We start from the raw sequence: 18,119 nt of genomic DNA, 5'->3' as shown, positions 1-18,119 counted from the left end.
GTCGATCGAGTCGAGGTGGGATCCATGAGCGATCGGTTGGACTCGTGGCGATCAGCTGAGTCGGGTAGTATACGCTCTGCGGTGCCACGTCTTGAAGCTTCGGCCACCCGTTGCTCTCACGCTGCGGCCTAGCGGGGCCCGTTCTCACGGCCATCGTGTCGTTCCGTCTGACGTGCTCGTCCTCTCAGCCGTCTGTGGCGCTGCCGATCGCTCTATGAGGGGTATGCGGACATCACGGGGGGATCGTGTCGGTGACGGAGGTACCCCACGTTGCAAGCGAAAACCGACGAGAACGATCGTATCTGTCGGTCTCTCTGCGATCTAGAGGCGGTAGCTGCGTTGGCAACTCCGTGTTTCGTCGGTAGCCATGGGTGCTCACTCGACCGTGACGGGATCTCGAAACGCCCTATGACTGTGGTGATGCCGACACTGACTACGATCACTCATATATCTCGACCAATTGGTGGTCGAAGAACGCCGTTGCCCGCTCCTCGAGCTGCTGCTGGACGCTTTGTGGTTCGCCGTCGATCTCGAGCCCGGCGGTATGAACCGTATACATCCCGCGGACGTGCTCGAGAAACGCCGAGTGCGCCGCCTCGACCGATTCGAAGGCGGTCGCTGGTCGACTCACGAGCAGGTTTCTGGCGTCATGGAAGGTCTGCTCGCGGACCGTCTCTCCTCACCGGCTGAGTGCTTGTCTACTCGCATGGGGTATTGTTGGTCAAGGCGTCGGGACCACGGCTCAGCGTGATCCCACTAGTTCGTATGGTACTCGTTAGATACCCCTGAATAATAACGGTTGCTCGTGTCGAAGGTACTGCCCAGATGTACTTATACGGCCGCGTCGTAGCGAGCGCCATGACCGGCGACGAACCAGTCCAGCACTGTGAGGTGGCTACCCCCATCGATCTCGAGGGTGCGCTGTCGAGGGCTGGTATTGAACATCTCGAGGTGGACGAGCAGCGGACGGTGGTGATCTACCAGACGGCCATTCTCATGCTGATCGTTACGGAGGGGGAGCCGACGGCCACTCAGCGGTTCGACGTCGAACTCTGGAAGGAACCAGCAGATGCACCTGACCACGATCCTGAGGACCTCCTGTCAACGTTTCTCGACGAGCTGCTGGCAGCCACTAATATCCCTTGTCAGTGCGGAGCGAGCAAGTCTAGCCAGCCCCACGACCGCTAAGCAGCGGTCCGAATGGCCTCCTGTTGACTGTGCAACCGCTCCAAGAGAGCTCGTACTGCGGTTGGTAGAGGTGAGAATCGAGAGGGCAGTCTCGACTGCCTCCTGCGGTCACGCGCTGGCCTGGCCGAGGGGGAGACTGCCGATCCGTAGTAGAATCGCTCCCCGCGTTAGTAGTCGGGATCGGTGATGTGCAGCTCCCCATTAGCCTCGTACAGCCACCCCTGCTTGAGGAGGCGATCGATGGCATACCGGGCGTCGGTCGGCTCGTCGACGAAGGTCTCATCGGCCAGCAGCCACTCTTGCGCCTGTCGCGGGAGAACCCCTCGTGTCGCCCATTGACGGTGGCAGTGAGGCGGTCGTAGGTCTGCTCGATCCAGCCGGGTACCGACGTTGGGTCAGGGGTCCACATCGCGATCACACGCCTTGTAGAGAGAGGTGAGGAGGTGGTCCGGCTTAAACCTGTAGGATACTCGTCAGACGGAGCGCTGACGAAACCCGTCCGCTGGCACGAAATCTAACGAGCTGAATCGCCTCTCAATTCGACGGACCAGTACCGCGAGTTCTCACCACACTTCGTGACAACTACGTGAGAGACAACGGATGGGCCTCAAATCGATCACACCAAGAGCAGGCTGTCATCCCATCAGTGCCGTTTGAGGAGTTGAATGCAATTCTGGCGTAACCGTATTCCCCTGCTGTTTTTAGATGATGCTATCCTGATCTTTTAAATATCGGTGTTCGCGCAGACCGTGAAAATGTTAGTCGGCTTGTTAGTAGCTAAAACTCGTGGTTCCATAATTGGTGTCGCTTCGACTCGGATCGGTAGCCGCTATTCAACACAGCAGAAGAAACTGATTTTCAAGCCGGCTCCAAACGGTGAGAAATCTGCGGCACGCGTCGAACGCTGATCGCCACGACGGTTAGATGGAGAGCGTCAGTCTATCGTTGAGAGGATTCGGCGCAAGTACCAACGACGCACTACTGCGTTCTGATATGTATACCAACCCCATTAACGAGTAAATTCAATTGTACGGCTGCCGCCGATCGGGCTCTGTTGAATCGAGTTTTCCGAAATTTTCATGGGTGCTACTAGCAAGCAAGGAGCATGCAATACGCCACAATCACTTACCGACATCCCAACGGGTGGCCACAGTCACTTGGTAACGCATTCGCTGCACATGATGACATGGTGCCCGTTGCGCTCCATTCCTCGCACCTACTCGAGGATGGAACGGCGGTCATGCTTTATGAACTTGAAGGTGACCCCGCCGACGTCTCTGAGATCTTATCAGAAAGTCAAATAACAATGGATTATCGGGTGACTCAACACCGTGACTGCACGATTGCATATATCCACTACAATCCGACGACGACTGTCAAACAACTCACCAGGATCCCCAGAAGAAATGGACTCATCATCGACAAGCCCATGATGTTTCATGAAGATGGTGGGCTAGAGATTACGTTTATCGGACTCCGAGCGAACATCAAGCAGGCTCTTGAGGAGACACCCAGTATTCTCACAACGACAATTGAACGTATCGGCGAGTATGAACCCAGCATACAGAAGTTGTTTACTAAACTGAGCGACCGTCAGCGCGAGATTCTCCGGACGGCGCACAAACTTGGGTACTACCAGCAGCCGCGGGAAACTACATGCCAAGAGATCGCCAGCGAACTCGATTGCACAGCAGCGAACGTTGGAGATGTCTTGCGGCGTATCGAAAACTCACTCATCGACGAAATCGTCCGAACTGCCTTCGACACGAAGTACGAGGATCCCCCGATGCGGTCGGTGTGGTGAGCTGAGGCGACTGTTGTCGGCGAGCGCTCACCGGTATATAAATTCCTATCTATGAAAAGGAGAACGCTGTATGCTGACTCTTCCCGAGTATTATCTCATGTCACAACGGAGCATCGATCCGTACGCGATCGACATGTTCGTCGACGAAATCGAAATCACCGAAGTTGCCGACAGTACCTACTACTTCTCGGCGTTCAGCGGCGTGACGGCGTTTGAAACGAGCGAAGGGTTAGTGCTGATCGACACCGGGTTGTCAGCGACCTCCGCGACGATGGCCGAGGCACTCCGCGAGTATACTGATGCATCAGTGCATACGGCAATCTACACTCACGGTCATCTCGACCATGCGTTCAATCTCGATGATTACCTAGTGAGTGGACAAGATTCACCGAATGTAATCGCCCACCAGGTGATGCCCAATCGATTCGACCGATACGAGCAAACCGTCGGCCACAATGATGCCATCAACAGCCGACAGTTTGGGGGCACTACGTCTGGAATCGACGAACTCGACGACCTAGCTGAGTCAAGCCAGTTCGGGTGGCCCGAGTACCCGCCTACTACGATCTACGACGATAATCTCACGATCCAAGTGGGCGACATCACGCTCGAACTCCATCACGCTCGTGGGGAGACCGACGACCACAGTTGGGTGTACTGTCCTGAACGAGAGGTGCTCTGCCCTGGTGATTTCGTTATCGGTGTCGCTCCAAATGCTGGAAACCCGCAGAAAGTCCAGCGTTACCCCTGGGAGTGGGCGGACGCACTTCGAGAGATGACTGCTGTCGACGCCGAGACACTCTGTCCAGGTCACGGCAGACCGATCATCGACGACTCGGAGGAGATCCGACGTCGATTACTCAGGAGTGCAGAGTACCTCGACACCATCGTCGAGCGAACACTTGACACTCTCAACGATGGCTCGCCACCGCACGTTGATATTATCCGAGATGTTGAGCTTCCTGATCCTGATGAACCGTGGTTACAAGAAGTCTATGACGACGGGGAGTTCATCGTCCGGAACGTCCTCCGGTACTATGGCGGCTGGTGGTCCGGCCGGCCGAGCGAATTGAAACCTGCAAGCCGTGATGCGCTCGCCGAAGAGATTACCGCGCTTGCTGGTGGCGTTGAAACGCTGGTGAGTCGGGCTGAGGAATTCGCGGCAGATGGAGACTCGCGTATAGCTTGTCATCTCGCCGACTATGCGCTAGAAGCCGCTCCGGACAACAAGCGCGTCCAGTCTGTGGTCGCAGATATCTATGAGCAGCGGGCCGAGGCGATGACTGATCTGATGTCGAAGAACATCTTCTCGTCGGCCGCCGAGTACGCGAATGAAGGCCGGAGGTTTCGGTGACAATGAGCACCGAAACTACATACGACTACATCGTTGTCGGTGCCGGATCTGCAGGCTGCGTACTTGCAAACCGGCTAAGTGCGGACAGAGGGACTTCAATACTGCTACTCGAAGCCGGTGAACCGAACGAAAAACAGGAAATCGATATCCCGGCAGCGTTCCCCGAGTTGCTCACAAGTTCGGTCGACTGGGAGTATTATACGGAGCCACAGACCGAGTTGAACGGCCGCGAACTGTACTGGCCCCGGGGGAAGACGCTCGGCGGGTCTAGTTCGATCAATGCAATGATCTACATCCGGGGCCACCAAGCAGATTACGATCACTGGGCGTCGTTGGGGAATGACGGGTGGGGCTACGATGACGTATTGCCGTATTTCAAGCGGAGCGAGCACTTCGAGCCCGGTGGCTCAGCGTACCATGACCAGAGCGGCCCACTGAACGTCAGTTCGCCTCGAACACCGCGGTCGCTATCGCAGACGTTTGTTGAGGCTGCAGTTGAGACCGGCCATATTCGGAACGAGGATTTCAATTGCGAGCGGCAGGAAGGTGTCGGATTCTACCATCTTACCCAGAAAGATGGCCAGCGCCACAGTGCTGCCGATGCGTTCCTTAAGCTGGCACTCGACCGAACCAATCTCACAGCACTCACTGGTGCACAGGTTACACGGATAACGTTCGACGGTAGTCGCGCAACTGGTATTGAATACGAGATTGACGGTGATCGAGTTCGAGCCAACGTCGACCGCGAGGTTGTGCTCTCCGCTGGAGCGATCAACTCCCCTCAGCTACTTATGCTCTCGGGCGTTGGGGACGCCGAACACCTCCGCGAGCACGATATCGACGTGCAACACAACCTGCCCGGTGTAGGACGGAACCTCCAAGATCATCTCGTTACGTTCGTGGTTTGCGAGTCTACAGGGACAGATACTCTTGATGATGCCAACTCCCCCCAGCACTTCGATACATATTCGCAGTACAGACGTGGCCCATTGACCTCGAATATCGCCGAATCCGGCGGGTTCGTCCGAACAGACTCCGATTTGCCAGCGCCCAATCTCCAGTACCACTTCGGGCCGACGTACTTCATGCGCCATGGCTTCGACAATCCGGCGGACGGGCAGGGGTTCTCTATCGGTGTAACGCAACTACGTCCGGAGAGTCGTGGGCGAATTACTCTTGTATCCAAGGACCCATTTGCCACACCTGCTATTGATCCACGATACCTTACTGAAACAGCGGATCTGAATGCGCTCGTCGATGGCCTCAGAACCGCTCGTGAAATCGCCCGCGCTGACGCCTTCGACGAGTACCGAGGCCGTGAAGTCTGGCCGGGCGAAGAGGTACAGACCGACGAGGGACTCGAAGCACACATTCGTGAGACAGCCCATACGATCTATCACCCAGTTGGCACCTGCAAGATGGGTGATGACTCGATGGCTGTCGTAGATGATAATCTGCGAGTCCACGGTGTTGAAGGACTCCGAATCGTTGACGCATCGATCATGCCGACTATCGTCGGTGGTAACACCAACGCGCCGACGATCATGATCGCCGAACGGGCCGCCAATCTCATTACTGGGGGTGATGCGCTATGATGGCTTCTACCGAATATGGCTCTCATCTCCTGTTGGGAGGGAATAAAGCAGTTGCTGTAAGCGAGACACCAAGTAGCACGGGGGCGTGTGCATCCGGTGATCGCCAAAAGTGGTCTCAATGACTTCCTCAGAAACTCTGCCCGGATACCGGTGGGTGATCCTCTCGATAGTCACCGTCACGCATATTGTCGCAATTAGCCTCATCTGGACGGCTATATCGGTTCTAGTCCCCGAGATCGCTAATGAGTTGGCGATCCCAGCTACAGAGGTGGTTTTCGCGTATTCATTGATTAGCATCATGTTTGTGTTCCTGATGATTCCTGGTGGGATATTAGCCGATCACTTCAACGTCCGATGGGTCGTTGGTATTGGGGGACTCATTGCAGGAATCGGTACGGCTCTACGGTGGGCGGTTCCAACCTATACAGGTCTGATCGCGGGAAGCGTTGTCGCGGGAGTCGGTATGTCACTCGTCAATCCGAACCTCATCAAGACAGCGACGGAGTGGTTTCCGTCGAACCAGCTTGGCTTTGCACAGGGAGTCGTATTTGCAGGGTGGGGGGTTGGGGCCGGTCTCGCAGGATTTCTTTCGAGGGATGCGCTTCTCGACATCGTCGGTTCGTGGGAGAACGTTTTTCTCGTTTACGGAGTCGCTACCCTCGCGATTGCGGTCATCTGGTTGATCGTAGTTCGGTCACCCACTGCTCAGGAACAACCGTACTACGAGAGTAGATCTGGGATTCAAAGTAACTCAGACGAATCGACCATTGGTATTATCAGGGATATACTTTCACGGAAGAACTCATATTTCGCGTCACTACTGACGACATGTGGATTCTATACTGGTGTCGGATTCGTTGGTCTCTTCCCCACCTGGGCGTCGATATCACCGTTCTCGATCTCTGGTGTTCTCATCGGTGGATCGTTCTTCCTGATCGCGGCTGGTTCGCTGCTGTTTTCGGCCGTTTCCGATTATACCGGGAGAAAAGCGGTGCTCTATCTTACATTGGCTGGACAGATATCCGGCACCCTCATCGTCGGGTTTGCTCCCTCGCGTCCGGTTTTCGTCTTTGGGGCAGTGTTGACCTCGCTCTGTGGGGGAGGCCTCTTTGGGATGTTCTATGTGCTTCCTGGAGAGCTTCCTGGTATCAGCCCAGCTCGTGCCGGTACTATGGCAGGCGTCCTTCTCTCGATCGGCCAAATCGGCGCAGTTGTCGGTCCTATCGTCGGTGGTCGGTTGCTTGAGTTAGGTGGCATCTCCGCGTCTGCACTTGCTGTCAGTTTTCCGTCATTGGTGGGGTTACTGGCGATCTGGCAGCTAAACCTTCACTCAGAAGAAGCCGTGGCTTCAGGAAATCCGGCACTGTCAAGTTGAGGACCTTGAGGGGCGAGCAGGTCGTAGTAAGTGGTGTACATACAACTGCGAACCTGCTCAGGGAGGTTAGCCGTGGATTGTGATGAGGCTTGGGAGAACGGGTGCACCTCCATTCGATGGTGCTGTGACTGCGTGAGGCCGTCGCAGTGTTCGACTGGCTCGGTGTCGATTGCTCTCATGGCGCTATCTTGAGCTGGACGTATACGCTCGCGGACAGCCGGTCCGACCCGCGACGGCCGTACCTCAGATGGGTCGCCAACGCTATCAGATCTTGGATTAGGAGTGGAACGAATCGAGTACGAACCGGAACAGTTCCCAGGACTGGTCTATCGGATCGATGAGCTGTTAGTAGTTATTCTGCTTTTCGGCAGTGGGAAGCTCGTGATTACCGGCAGGACGACACCGACCGACGCAGAAGACGCGCTCGAGACGGTGCAGGCGCGACTTGCAGCCGTCGATCTCCTCGACTAACTATTTTGGCTGCCCATATAGTGCATCGTACCGACGCTTCTCGCACAAATCTCCCACTGACACACCTACTCGGAGCCGCGTGCGGGTAGTATCTGGAGTCGCTCGACTGAGACGACTCCTAGCGCCCCGATACTCATCGGACATGTACCCTTCTGGCTGACGGGACCACTGATATCGGTGGCAATCCACCGCAGGACCGACAGCAGGGCAACTGTTAACACGCACGTGCACGAACGTCTCAGTGACCGGCTCGCGCGTGAACAAGTGTACGAGGGTATGGCGAGCCGGTCTCTACCGCGACATGCTCCCGAAGCGGTGTGAGGATACTACGCGTAGCGATGCATCCATCGTCCCCCTCGACAGGGACACTTCTTACCGACTGACCGAGAGACGACGGATGGTGACCGAGCGACCCACTCGGGCGGGATGGTCACCGGAGTTGCCTGGTAGAGCCTCTTGCGCGCGTCCGGGAGATACACCGAGTGGTCGACAAGGTCCGCAGCGTGGAGGTCGGTTAACGCATACCGAGCGGTTCGAGCAGAGAGCCTCGTTCGCTCGCAGAGTTGCTGTTGGGTGAGTGGGCCCTCGCGGTCAAGGACGAGATAGACGAGTTTTGCACTCGGTGGTAGCTCCAGCAGCCGCTCATAGCGGGCGGCCCCCGCCGGCTCAGGCGGCATGGTGCTGTCCGCGAGGAACACGAGCATTGGTGGTCCGTCTCTACGACGCTCTTACTGGGACAACGGTAAATCAGTGTCCCTCGCTCTGACTCAGACAGGCAGTAAACCACATGCGTGCTACTAGCTCGTCACGTGGTGACCGGTGAGCGACCGCTCCTGTCTTGTGCGGCGAGGCAAACCACCTATACCCGAATTCCGGACACACCCCCTCTAGTACAACGGGCTCAGGGGTCGTCATAGGGATGGCTACAGGCCGCATACCGAGGGCCATTCCCGCAGTTATAGAATACTGCACTCCGTGTACCGCAGTCGGGACACTGATACCCGTCAGTGCTTTCTGCTTTCCCTCCACGGCCTGTGTAACGGGACCCCCCTCTCTCCCATCTTGTGACGATCCCTCCGCTGAGTGACACCGCCACGAGCGAGAGCACATCGAGGAGGCTTCGCAAGAGGTTCACTCTCATATAACACGATTCGAAGAGAGCGACTTATGGGTTCTTCACTCTGTGACGAACGTCTTTCCTACGATCAACCACGTCTCTTCGATATCCTCTACCTCCACCATATTCCTCCCCGGGCTACTTTCATTCTCCTTACTGGCGAGACTGAGATGAGCGGAAGAGCCACCAGATGGTGGAGCGTCAGGTACGAGATTTACCTATCTGACCGACATGTCGGTGACGACGCTGAACTCCTTCCCACCGCAGGGACACCCTCCGTTTCCCCGCATCGTGACCACAGATCCATCTCCGGATGTGGACGGCGCGCGGCGTCCCACATCTCATACAGACTCCCATGACCGTGTTTTCTCTGGGATTCATATCCGGTAGAACAAGAGGGGCCGAGATAAGTGCTATTCATAATATATACCAACTCACTTTTGGCGGAGGTTCTACAATCTCAGATACTGTAAGACCGGTTAATTTCAGTGTAGTAAGCGGCTCTCCTGGTGTGGGGAAGGCCTCACAGTATCTATCTGCGCTACCTACTAGAACCCTCTCACCCTTTCAGTCCTTCGCGTAACCTTGTAGGGATTGCTGAGAGGCTACACACGGAGAAGATAGGGCTATGGGATGCTCAGTCATGGCTTTCTCCGATGCTCCGGTCCGGGAGCGTCTATCATGCTGGCCCGCCCAATTGTTGGCGCATATCGACACAAACCGCGATGTCGTAGCATCCCTCGCTTTATGCGAGGAACTACCCACGACGACCGTCGTGCACGCCCTCGTAAGGACTTCACGGATTCTTCCCAGCCGCTCTCCCATCCTGATCCTTCCGGATGGCTCCTCACGAAAGGAGGTACTGATGAGGGTATTGCCTACCGATAGAGAGCGACGGAGTGAGGACATAAATGACCCTCTCGGGCAGTCGCGGTTGGTCAGCGATACCAAGCTCAGCTGAGTGATCGAAGGCAGGTGAACAGAACGGATGTCACCTGCTTGCACAGAGCTGTGGGCGGCCAGCCCTGCGACCATGCGTGACAAGGGGGACAGAGTCACGGAGTCACGGCGGGATTGACATGTCGAACGACTACATTCTTGTAGCCGCTGTCCCCCCGATAAGAGGACACGGCTGCTAACCATAATGTCTATCGCTGGCCGTTGCCACTCGTCGGAGCCACAGCGATGGAGGAGAGTGACTCCCAACACGGCAGCGAGCAACGGAGTGATCCAACCGCCGGGGGACGGGGCGAGCGTTATGAACGTGTCACGTGCTAAACGCTCCCCCGACGGGCGGGCCGAGAGCAGCAACGATTGGGTGGAGAGGGATGTCGCCCGCAGGCGGTAGAGACGCCTTGGATCTGAAACTTGTCCGGCTAGCTATCTAATGACTCCGAGCATGCGGCTGGGTCCCTCGCCGGAAACGGTGAGCTGGAAGCCCTCACGACGGTGACTGTCCTCCCTTCTAAGTACGTGTGCGCGCTCAGTTCCTTACCCGTTTACATCGTGCGGTAAGTATCGTGCTATGACGCCTGAGCGCGGTCAACCGTGTCGATCGATGGATACACTGGTCGTTGCTGGAGTCACCACTCCCCTTGTCGTTGGCTCTACCGTGTTTAGACCGGCATGAGAGAGACCACCGCTGCCGTTGGAGAGATACCCTCCCGGTGAGCAGTGCGCGAAGTCGCGGCTATCGAGCCATAGATGATTCTTACTAACTCTCACGAGGAACGCCGCGGTGACGAGGACACCGCGAATTATGGCTGGTCCTTGTCGGCCTCAATCGACTCAACGAATACGATCCCTTGTTCTTCGACGGTGACGCGGCAGTTGGCATAGGTGAACGAGACGAGGCCATGCTCTAGCGACGCGATGAACGCATCTAGCGCGTCCGGTTCGATGATAGCGTATAATGGTGGACGCTCACTTACGGGCGTCCCAGTGACGGTACTGAGCGCCTCGACGATCGCCGTACTCAGCGCTTCCTCTGGGGCACTGCAGTACAGATGGGGTTCCTCAGCGGCCTGTTCAGAGACGGGCATCGAGAACGACGTCAGATACCGCGGTTAAAGTACCTATGCAACAGAATTGTATTGAGAACATCGGCGGTCGATTTTACGGAGAATTTACGCTGAAGTACTCACTCAGCGTCTCCGCCAACGTGCGGTGGGTCTTAGAGATCGCGTGGCTGCACCGTTTTACGGTTGTTCGCGTCTGCTCGCCGGGCCGCATCGTCGAGCAGTGCCGACACCCGACCGTCCAGGGCATCGTAGAAGTCTGCCGCGACGTTGTGCTCTTCGAGCCTGTCCTTGACCGCGCTTTTGACGACCAGATCGGTCATATGCGTGCAGTTACCGACCAGACATACTTGAAATTATCTATGTACTTCGCGGTAACGCCCGGCGAGAAGCGCTGTCCACGGGTAGCACTGGACAACTGGCTGTCGCCTCGTCCCACCACCGCCACAGCAGGTGGTTTCGGTCGGTAACCGTGACCACGCAACGCGGACCAACTGATCTCTCAATGGCCACCTAGAGCATAGAGATCAGTAACGAACCCGGTTGCATGTGACAGCGCTGAGCGCAGCGGCTCAATGCCGACGACATCACTCCGTCCGACCGCTGAAATGAGGAGGCGAGTGTCAGAGGCACGAGGTCCCACGGTGGCCGCCACTTTCTGACTGGGAACTTACTCGAGTTCGGGGCGGAGTTGACCACCCCACGGGCGACCACCGTCCTCCCACCTGTGCGCTAGACACTCACACTCACTGATGAACGGCTATTACTTAATACTTCAGCTTGCCGGAGAAAGTACTCTCTCGAATCGTCAGCTCAATAACTCAGTCACCAGCAGTTGTGCCTCCGCTGTCGGTGACCCCTCTCTGTGGAGATCAGTAGGCTACCAGCTCGCGGCGCTCCGTCGGCTTGGGGCACTATACACTCAGTGCGGCTGAAAGCACAGGTGGGGAGGAATGGCCGAAGCATGGACAGGGTGGGGCGTCACATGCACCGATGTCCGGAACTCCCTGGGAACTCCTCGCTGAGCGTCGGTTGCCGGCGTGTCCCCGTGACTTCGTGCCTCCTCCACACGGGAGAGGTATATGGTTCATAATAAAAATTTCGATATTTTACGCGTGATAATACTCCATAGAAGCGGTTCACGGAGTAGGCCGAAGACCGTCAGCCGGCGTACTGTTGCTTCTCTGGGGCTCTAGTGGGGTAACCGATGGTCGGAATGGCAATGAGTCGGTGTGTCAGACGTTCGAACCACGCTTCGTGGCGTGACCACTCCTCCCCTACGGTTTTCACACCTCTCCACACGGACAGAGCGCCAGCGGTCGTCAATCACGGGTTGCGGTTCTTGCTCGACTGGAGACGGACGTTGAAGGTGATCTCTCGCCGACGAACTGGTCACGTGAGAAGCTCGGCGGTCGGAAAGCGAGGGTCGTCCCCGCTCGAATAGGTATGACCGTTCTGCACCGTCACCGGACCTCACACACTTCGATGACAGATACTCACACGCATGGCATCACCATTGTAACGCACTGGATTATCCAAAATAAGTGGGTACTAACCAGAGTGTCCAGCAACCGTGTCGACACCGAGTCCCCCAGTGTGCTGCACAGCCATCCTATTCCGTTTGGTGGCATTCTGACCGGCATCGGAAACCAGGCGCGCAGGCTTTGGCGTTCCCTTCTCTCCGTGCTACTGTGTGCCTGACAGACACATCAGGGAGCCGGCTCCCCCAGATTTAGCCCGGAATTTGCGGTCGGTTGTGATGCCAGCCAGGCCAAGGACCGACTCTATCCATGCTGCCTGACATATCACACGCAGGTTCAAGCGAGCCGGCAGACTACAGCACGGTACTGAGCTCCCACGACCAGCGGAAGGCCGACGAGGAACGTGAGGCCTACCGCGACCGGATTCACCAGCTTATTGACGAGGATCGCGAGCTGCTCAACGCCCTCGCCTAACGGACTCTTTCTGCCGATACCCATGTTCCGCTACCCATCGTCGCAATCACCCCCCGCGCGACCTTCGCGGCGAGTTCGACGATGTCTCGGTCGGGGTCCCGCTCGACGTCACTGCTCATACTCTTGGTTCAGGTCCGACAAACACGACCGTTCCGCCGTCGGCGATCCGACGGGTTACCGATCGCCACAGCGACGACCCAGCGGCACGTGGGTCCCCATCCGTAAGGCGCGGCCAGAAGCGGGGGCGTGCCCCCGACCCGGACGCCTGAGCGTCACCCCGACCCCCGGAGGAGGGAGGGGAACATCCGGCGGTGGTGATGGTGACGGTACACGCTCACTCGCCCCTCGCCAAAAGGTAGTGCGAGGGGCGACCGAAGGGTGCCCTGGCGGTCGCCCTCGCCACAGGTGGGGTGCCCGCTCCGCTGCGAGCAAGCCATGTTTGTGCCCACGACGGATAATTGTTGTTCAAACGTTATAACACCGTGAGCGTACGTAGGCGCGAACCGACGCCACTGGGAGACGATTACGGGTACTGGGAAGACGCGCCCCGGTGTCCCCTCAGCTGTCTGAGGGTAAAAACGGTTGTGTATGGCAAGCGCGAGCGTGATGCACCGGCGGCGAGTAAATGATCGTGCGCGTGGACGACGAGAGACCATACCCATGCGCGCCGACATATCCCCGGCCCGCAGCGTCTTGTTCGAGGTGGAACCCGGAGTGCTGCGGGCCACCTGTCGGCCGGCGCAAGCACTCTGTTGCCCGTCACCCGCATAGCGAGGCGACAGCCGGTTAAGTGCGATATTACCAATAATATCTCGCGAGTAACTAATCATACGGCCGCTAATAGTCACCTGTCGCCGTGGGGCGCCATACCCCGCGCGTGACGTACGTACATTCGGTCGCACAGGCGCCGCGAGCCTATGGACTCGCACAGAATCACCAGCCTCGGACCAGCCGCCCCCGACCTCTGTGCCGGGGCGGAGGCGGCTCTTCAACACATGAGTGAGCCGACGCTGTTGCTCTCACGTCTCTTCAGGATGTCACACAGGTGGGGCGAGAGAGCCCCGTGAGCACCGGCACCCCTCGCTCGCGGTTCCACACTCTGGAACAGGTGACTTAGTTGTATCGACTTCCCCCGCGTAGAAACTCTCACCGGACGATTTGACACCGCGTTTCTCTCGGACTGCGTTACATAATAACCGGCTAAATCAGCCGGTATCGTGGAAGTACAGCGCGGAATAACTGTTGAATCGCTACACGGTGCTGGCGTGAGCCCATGAGCACAGTGTATTTCCTTATGTGTGAACAGAGGTCTACCACCTCATCGTACGGGTTATAGGAGCCCCCATGCTTGTCGGGCAAGCCGAGAAGACAACGGCCCTGCTGCCACTTGGGGCGTGGTGGCATTAGGACCGCAACCATGCCGGAAAGGCACGGGCGTGGTATCCAGCCAGCCAGCCACGTGCAGCCGTCCGTTGCATGCGGATTGATATCACAGTTTTACTTGCGAAGTGAAACCGTACGAACACCATGGTGAGGGGGCCGCTGACATCGAACTCGTGGAATGCGGCGCAGAAAACTGCCTGCGGCTCCAACTCCCCACCTGCACGTCGTTGGTGGAGCCGCGAGCACGGCACACGAGTATGCACGCGATGGATGTCTCAGTCGCACCACGTGCAGGAATCCTTCAGCTATGAAGGGATATCACGTGCGTACTTGCGATAGGAGACCGTTGTTCCCCTTCGCGATTACTCACGAGCGTAGACCATCAAGTGCTCACCTGCCGTGTGTCACGCTGGACTGATCGAGGAAGAGCGGCGCACCGTGACACTCTCTTGGCGGTCACTGGCGGGGAAGGAGTCACGCCGACCCTGAAATGCCATGCGGAAGCGGTTCCAGCGTGGGTCGGCGCGGCGGATGATACATGGTTGCTTGGCGATGCGTCCTCGCGTTCACGGACGATGGCGTCCGTGGCCAACATATAGCTACACAGTGCCATGAGATAAAGTAATACAGCACGTTCTGCATCAATCGAGAGTTAATCGACAATGAACAATATCGGGCGATAGCACCTGATGTACTCTCACAGGCCTAGAGAAAACGAGAGGAGAGGTAGTCCCCGTCAGTCTCACGTTCACTTTCGCCCGCCAGAAGTTCACCCGCGGGATCCGGGCGTCGGGCGCACGGGAGGGCAGTACGGGTACTTCTCCATGTTGGATGACGGCCTCGCCGTCGAAATCAACGAGGCCTACCAGCGGGCGCGCTCGTGATGGGACGTAACATTCTGCAGACGGACACATCGTCGATGCCGACGATTGGACAGAAAATACGCTGATCGGGCCGCTAGAACGGTCGACATGATACATCGAACCGGAGGCTCGGTGCCCCAAACGAGACTTCGCGATTCCTCGGCGTGCAACCGCGCGCAGTTTTGCCCCACGCCGGCATCAACGCGGGAAGAGGGACAAAAGTATCCATCCTACTCGCTTCCAGTCAATGAACAGAATACAGAGTGGCCTTCTGAACAGTCTGATCGAAATCAATTTCAAAAAATGAGTCGAAATGTTGGCTCAATCTGATGATCGTTAGATTGTGGAGGTAACGTTCGATGCGCCCAGATCCTCTATCAACTTTTCGAGCAACTCGATCAGCTCCTCGAGGAACTGGATGCTGGTCTGCCGATCGTTCCCGTTCGTGAGGTTGCCACCGTTATCGTCAGTACTGTCACTCGTGGCATAAATCGGGCTCGTCATCGTGCGGTCGCCCTCGGCGTCCTCAACGTGGAGGACGAACCACTTGGTTCCGCTCACGTCAACGTCATAGGAGATGGTCGTCTCCTCGCCGTCCAGATCGAACGTCTTGACGACCGCCCCGTTCTTCACGAGTTTGGTGCTCTTGAGGTCCTCCGTGTTCTGAAGGTCTGCCTGTAGGGTGACGATGCCGTCCTCGGCTGTCACCGTCTCACCAGGGATCGCTCCATCGCCAGCAGTGAAGTAGACAAGTGGCCCGTACGTTGCGAAGGTGTACTGATTGTTTACAGCTTCAGCTCATTCGGTCTCGTTCGCTCGTGGTCCCGCGCCGGGATCGGCGTATGCATAGGTCCTCGGTGTGCCGTGCTCAGCGTCGGCTACTTCGGACGCATTGTGGTTGTCGCTCACACCCACGACCGCGTAGCGCTCCCCCTGGTTCCAGAACTCGTACATCTGCTGGATGGTGCGGTTCTCGTTCCCCCTCTCGTCAAGCCCGTTTGTAGACTCCAGCTGCGTTGAACGAGCCGTTGAAGTCGAATGTGCCGACCATCTGGTTGAAGTACTCGATACCGCCCCCATAGTACGGGTGGTTGACGTGGATAGTGTCAGCCCCCGCATCGCGGGCATCCTCATAGAACTCCGAAGGTGAACCGCTTTCGTTCACGTACTCGTTTTCATGGAGCGGATTGGTGTTATGGTGCCCACAGGTAGTCGATCCGTTCGAAGAGAGCGAGGTAATATCTTGGCTGAGTATATAGGGCATCTCAGCCTCTTGAGCGAGATTTTTTGTCGGCGTATGGCCTGCTACCGAGTAATGGTCGCTGACCGTGATCGCATCGAGCTGAGCGGCAATTTGTGCGGACACGAACGTCTCGATGGGTGTTTCACTATCGACTGAGAATTTACTGTGTCCGTGTGGATCAACAGCATACCAGCCACGATCGTTCGGTTCATAGAGTTGGGTGACCTCAACATCCAGGCTGGTTGTCTCCCCTGACTCGACCGTGATAGTCCGATTTACCCCCTTCGAGATGTGATTCCCTCCGGCATCAATCTCGAGTTCGTACTCGCCAAGTGGAAGCTCGAAGGTGGCAGTACCTGTGTCAGTGAGGTTCGTGTAGACGAGATCTACCACTCCTCCGCTCGAGTTTCGGGCGACCACCTGAGCGTCTTCGGGGGAGCCGTCCATAGTTACGTTCACGACAACGGTACCACTATTGTTGGAAGTCTCCTCAGCGGCGACCGCCGGATCGGCGGCGGCAACCACCTCGCTCTCGAACAACGGTATGAAGACAGGCTCCGGGCACGGACGTGATTCGACCAATTCGTGACCTTGTCCTGAAAGCCGCCAGCAGAAACACTGAGCATGCGTCCTGATCCACCTGTGCCCTTCATAACTGATACGTTCAGACGCTTAGTGGTCAATACAGAGGGGATACCTGTCCGAGCCAAGGTTGTCCAACGAGCGAGACAGGGGTGGTCGGGGCGTATTCATCAGCGGTGTATTAGTCCCTGTATCCGGCTTCGAACGTCATCGGCGGAACCGTACGTTTGGTTGTCGGTTGGGGCAAGCACTGCATGGAGGGGTTTCCACCCACCCTGAGTTTCGATCTCGTAGTCGCCATAGGCCTCGACCAATTCATCTGTTGTAGTTGGATAGTCATGGGTTTCGAGTGCTTCATCAAGATCACCAAGTTGCTCACCAGGATCGTCGCGCATCGGTTCGGCTTCATCGGCGCGGTTACGTGCCTCCTCTAGCTCCCGCTCTCGCTGGCGTCGCTTTTCGTCATCCGCTTGCTTGTCTCGGCCCTGTTTGTCATCTGCCATCCCCTGCGATTGGAGACCGATTCGGATAATAGTGTGGTCGCTCATCGGTGTGACCACTTCGAGCATACCGTATAACCACCTCCACAGACCTACCTTGAGAGCGATACATACGCATTTGTACTGATCGGCTGATTCAGCCAACACAGTACCTGAAGAGTGAGAGGTCGATATAGTTCTGCTCGCTGTGGTTCTGCGTCTCAACAAGGCACTCTCCTAGAAATTTTAAGCTGAACATCTCCCGGACCGACAGCGCTTTGCGGTACGCTTTTCGATGTCTCAGTACGATGGCAACGATTGTCACTGGCACGCTTCCGGCGGAGGAGTTTGCGCTTCGAGACTCGCTGGCGACCCTCCCAGATGTCGAGTTCGAGGTCGAACAGATCGTCGAGAGTGGTGAAAATGCAGTGATGCCAGTCTTGTGGGTACGCGGAGCCGCGCCCGACGTGGTTGATGAGACGTTCGAACGCGATCCGAGCGTCACCGATCCTTCGCTCCTGTTAGATCTCGACGGCGATTTGTTCTATCGAATGGAATGGATCTATCGCGTACAGCTAGTCTTCCAGATACTCACCGACTCGGAAGCGACAGTGACTGCCGCCTACGGGGCCGGAGATATGGTACCTGCGAATATTCTATCCGACTCGTGAATCCGTCTCGAGGACAACTGA

The 18,119-nt window shown here is 57.0% G+C and carries 15 protein-coding genes and 1 pseudogene; 8 read left to right on the top strand and 8 right to left on the bottom strand.

Annotation, left to right across the window (positions count from 1 at the left end; all coding sequences use genetic code 11):
• Window positions 1-439: 439 nt before the first annotated feature.
• Window positions 440-631: a hypothetical protein gene (locus P1K31_RS20205; RefSeq protein ID WP_276306147.1), complete on the bottom strand. Its 192-nt coding sequence runs from the start codon at window positions 629-631 to the stop codon at window positions 440-442.
• Window positions 632-858: 227 nt separating this feature from the next.
• On the opposite strand from P1K31_RS20205, the gene P1K31_RS20200 reads away from it, so the two are divergent.
• The 6 genes and pseudogenes from P1K31_RS20200 to P1K31_RS20170 form a co-directional block, all read left to right on the top strand.
• On the top strand, window positions 859-1,188 hold the full coding sequence (locus P1K31_RS20200; RefSeq protein ID WP_276306146.1) for a hypothetical protein: 330 nt from the start codon (window positions 859-861) through the stop codon (window positions 1,186-1,188).
• A gap of 1,105 nt (window positions 1,189-2,293) precedes the next feature.
• Window positions 2,294-2,992, top strand: a complete 699-nt coding sequence (locus P1K31_RS20195; protein WP_276306145.1) for a helix-turn-helix domain-containing protein — start codon at window positions 2,294-2,296, stop codon at window positions 2,990-2,992.
• Window positions 2,993-3,062: 70 nt separating this feature from the next.
• Complete coding sequence (locus P1K31_RS20190; protein WP_276306144.1) at window positions 3,063-4,346, top strand: alkyl sulfatase dimerization domain-containing protein; 1,284 nt, start codon at window positions 3,063-3,065, stop codon at window positions 4,344-4,346.
• 2 nt (window positions 4,347-4,348) lie between these two features.
• Entirely contained in the window at window positions 4,349-5,941 is a 1,593-nt protein-coding gene (locus tag P1K31_RS20185) for a GMC family oxidoreductase (protein ID WP_276306143.1), read from the top strand.
• Between the two features lie 118 nt (window positions 5,942-6,059).
• Window positions 6,060-7,316, top strand: coding sequence for an MFS transporter (locus P1K31_RS20180; RefSeq protein WP_276306142.1), 1,257 nt, complete (start codon window positions 6,060-6,062; stop codon window positions 7,314-7,316).
• A gap of 270 nt (window positions 7,317-7,586) precedes the next feature.
• Window positions 7,587-7,787, top strand: a pseudogene (locus P1K31_RS20170) (TATA-box-binding protein); the annotation flags it as partial.
• A 326-nt stretch (window positions 7,788-8,113) separates the two neighbouring features.
• Here P1K31_RS20170 and P1K31_RS20165 read toward each other — a convergent pair.
• From P1K31_RS20165 to P1K31_RS20155, 3 genes are all read right to left on the bottom strand, one after another.
• Window positions 8,114-8,491, bottom strand: a complete 378-nt coding sequence (locus tag P1K31_RS20165) for a MarR family transcriptional regulator (RefSeq protein WP_368410904.1) — start codon at window positions 8,489-8,491, stop codon at window positions 8,114-8,116.
• Window positions 8,492-10,661: 2,170 nt separating this feature from the next.
• Window positions 10,662-10,946 (bottom strand): HalOD1 output domain-containing protein, encoded by a 285-nt coding sequence (locus tag P1K31_RS20160; RefSeq protein WP_276306141.1) that lies wholly within the window; start codon window positions 10,944-10,946, stop codon window positions 10,662-10,664.
• 131 nt (window positions 10,947-11,077) lie between these two features.
• Window positions 11,078-11,245 carry a DUF1931 domain-containing protein gene (locus P1K31_RS20155; RefSeq protein ID WP_276306140.1) on the bottom strand — a complete coding sequence of 56 codons (168 nt, stop codon included), beginning with the start codon at window positions 11,243-11,245 and terminating at the stop codon, window positions 11,078-11,080.
• A gap of 1,467 nt (window positions 11,246-12,712) precedes the next feature.
• Between P1K31_RS20155 and P1K31_RS20150 the strand changes: the two genes are divergently transcribed.
• The gene (locus P1K31_RS20150; protein WP_276306139.1) at window positions 12,713-12,877 is read left to right on the top strand and encodes a hypothetical protein; all 165 of its coding nucleotides are present in this window, start codon (window positions 12,713-12,715) and stop codon (window positions 12,875-12,877) included.
• Here P1K31_RS20150 and P1K31_RS20145 read toward each other — a convergent pair.
• The 4 genes from P1K31_RS20145 to P1K31_RS20130 all read right to left on the bottom strand — a co-directional run bounded on the left by P1K31_RS20145 (window position 12,874) and on the right by P1K31_RS20130 (window position 17,451).
• Entirely contained in the window at window positions 12,874-12,996 is a 123-nt protein-coding gene (locus tag P1K31_RS20145) for a hypothetical protein (protein WP_276306138.1), read from the bottom strand. The two genes, P1K31_RS20150 and P1K31_RS20145, sit on opposite strands and share 4 nt — an antisense overlap.
• Window positions 12,997-15,459: 2,463 nt before the next feature.
• Entirely contained in the window at window positions 15,460-15,831 is a 372-nt protein-coding gene (locus tag P1K31_RS20140; RefSeq protein ID WP_276306137.1) for a hypothetical protein, read from the bottom strand.
• 280 nt (window positions 15,832-16,111) lie between these two features.
• On the bottom strand, window positions 16,112-16,948 hold the full coding sequence (locus tag P1K31_RS20135; protein WP_276306136.1) for a PHP domain-containing protein: 837 nt from the start codon (window positions 16,946-16,948) through the stop codon (window positions 16,112-16,114).
• Window positions 16,949-17,118: 170 nt separating this feature from the next.
• A complete protein-coding gene (locus P1K31_RS20130) occupies window positions 17,119-17,451 on the bottom strand; it encodes a DUF5789 family protein (protein ID WP_276306748.1) in 333 nt (110 codons plus the stop codon).
• Between the two features lie 284 nt (window positions 17,452-17,735).
• On the opposite strand from P1K31_RS20130, the gene P1K31_RS21995 reads away from it, so the two are divergent.
• A complete protein-coding gene (locus tag P1K31_RS21995) occupies window positions 17,736-18,098 on the top strand; it encodes a bacterio-opsin activator domain-containing protein (RefSeq protein ID WP_368410902.1) in 363 nt (120 codons plus the stop codon).
• Window positions 18,099-18,119 lie beyond the last annotated feature (21 nt).

The sequence above is a fragment of the Halomarina halobia genome, from assembly GCF_029338575.1.
Lineage (GTDB): Archaea > Halobacteriota > Halobacteria > Halobacteriales > Haloarculaceae > Halomarina > Halomarina halobia.
Note: the sequence above shows the minus strand (reverse complement) of the source record. Positions and strands in the feature narration are given on the sequence as shown.

Coding starts and splice junctions, on each gene's coding strand:
- P1K31_RS20200 (WP_276306146.1), top strand. CDS start 859: ATGACCGGCGACGAACCAGTCCAGCACTGTGAGGTGGCTACCCCCATC.
- P1K31_RS20195 (WP_276306145.1), top strand. CDS start 2,294: ATGCAATACGCCACAATCACTTACCGACATCCCAACGGGTGGCCACAG.
- P1K31_RS20190 (WP_276306144.1), top strand. CDS start 3,063: ATGCTGACTCTTCCCGAGTATTATCTCATGTCACAACGGAGCATCGAT.
- P1K31_RS20185 (WP_276306143.1), top strand. CDS start 4,349: ATGAGCACCGAAACTACATACGACTACATCGTTGTCGGTGCCGGATCT.
- P1K31_RS20180 (WP_276306142.1), top strand. CDS start 6,060: ATGACTTCCTCAGAAACTCTGCCCGGATACCGGTGGGTGATCCTCTCG.
- P1K31_RS20165 (WP_368410904.1), bottom strand. CDS start 8,491: ATGCTCGTGTTCCTCGCGGACAGCACCATGCCGCCTGAGCCGGCGGGG.
- P1K31_RS20160 (WP_276306141.1), bottom strand. CDS start 10,946: ATGCCCGTCTCTGAACAGGCCGCTGAGGAACCCCATCTGTACTGCAGT.
- P1K31_RS20155 (WP_276306140.1), bottom strand. CDS start 11,245: ATGACCGATCTGGTCGTCAAAAGCGCGGTCAAGGACAGGCTCGAAGAG.
- P1K31_RS20150 (WP_276306139.1), top strand. CDS start 12,713: ATGCTGCCTGACATATCACACGCAGGTTCAAGCGAGCCGGCAGACTAC.
- P1K31_RS20145 (WP_276306138.1), bottom strand. CDS start 12,996: ATGAGCAGTGACGTCGAGCGGGACCCCGACCGAGACATCGTCGAACTC.
- P1K31_RS20130 (WP_276306748.1), bottom strand. CDS start 17,451: ATGGCAGATGACAAACAGGGCCGAGACAAGCAAGCGGATGACGAAAAG.
- P1K31_RS21995 (WP_368410902.1), top strand. CDS start 17,736: ATGGCAACGATTGTCACTGGCACGCTTCCGGCGGAGGAGTTTGCGCTT.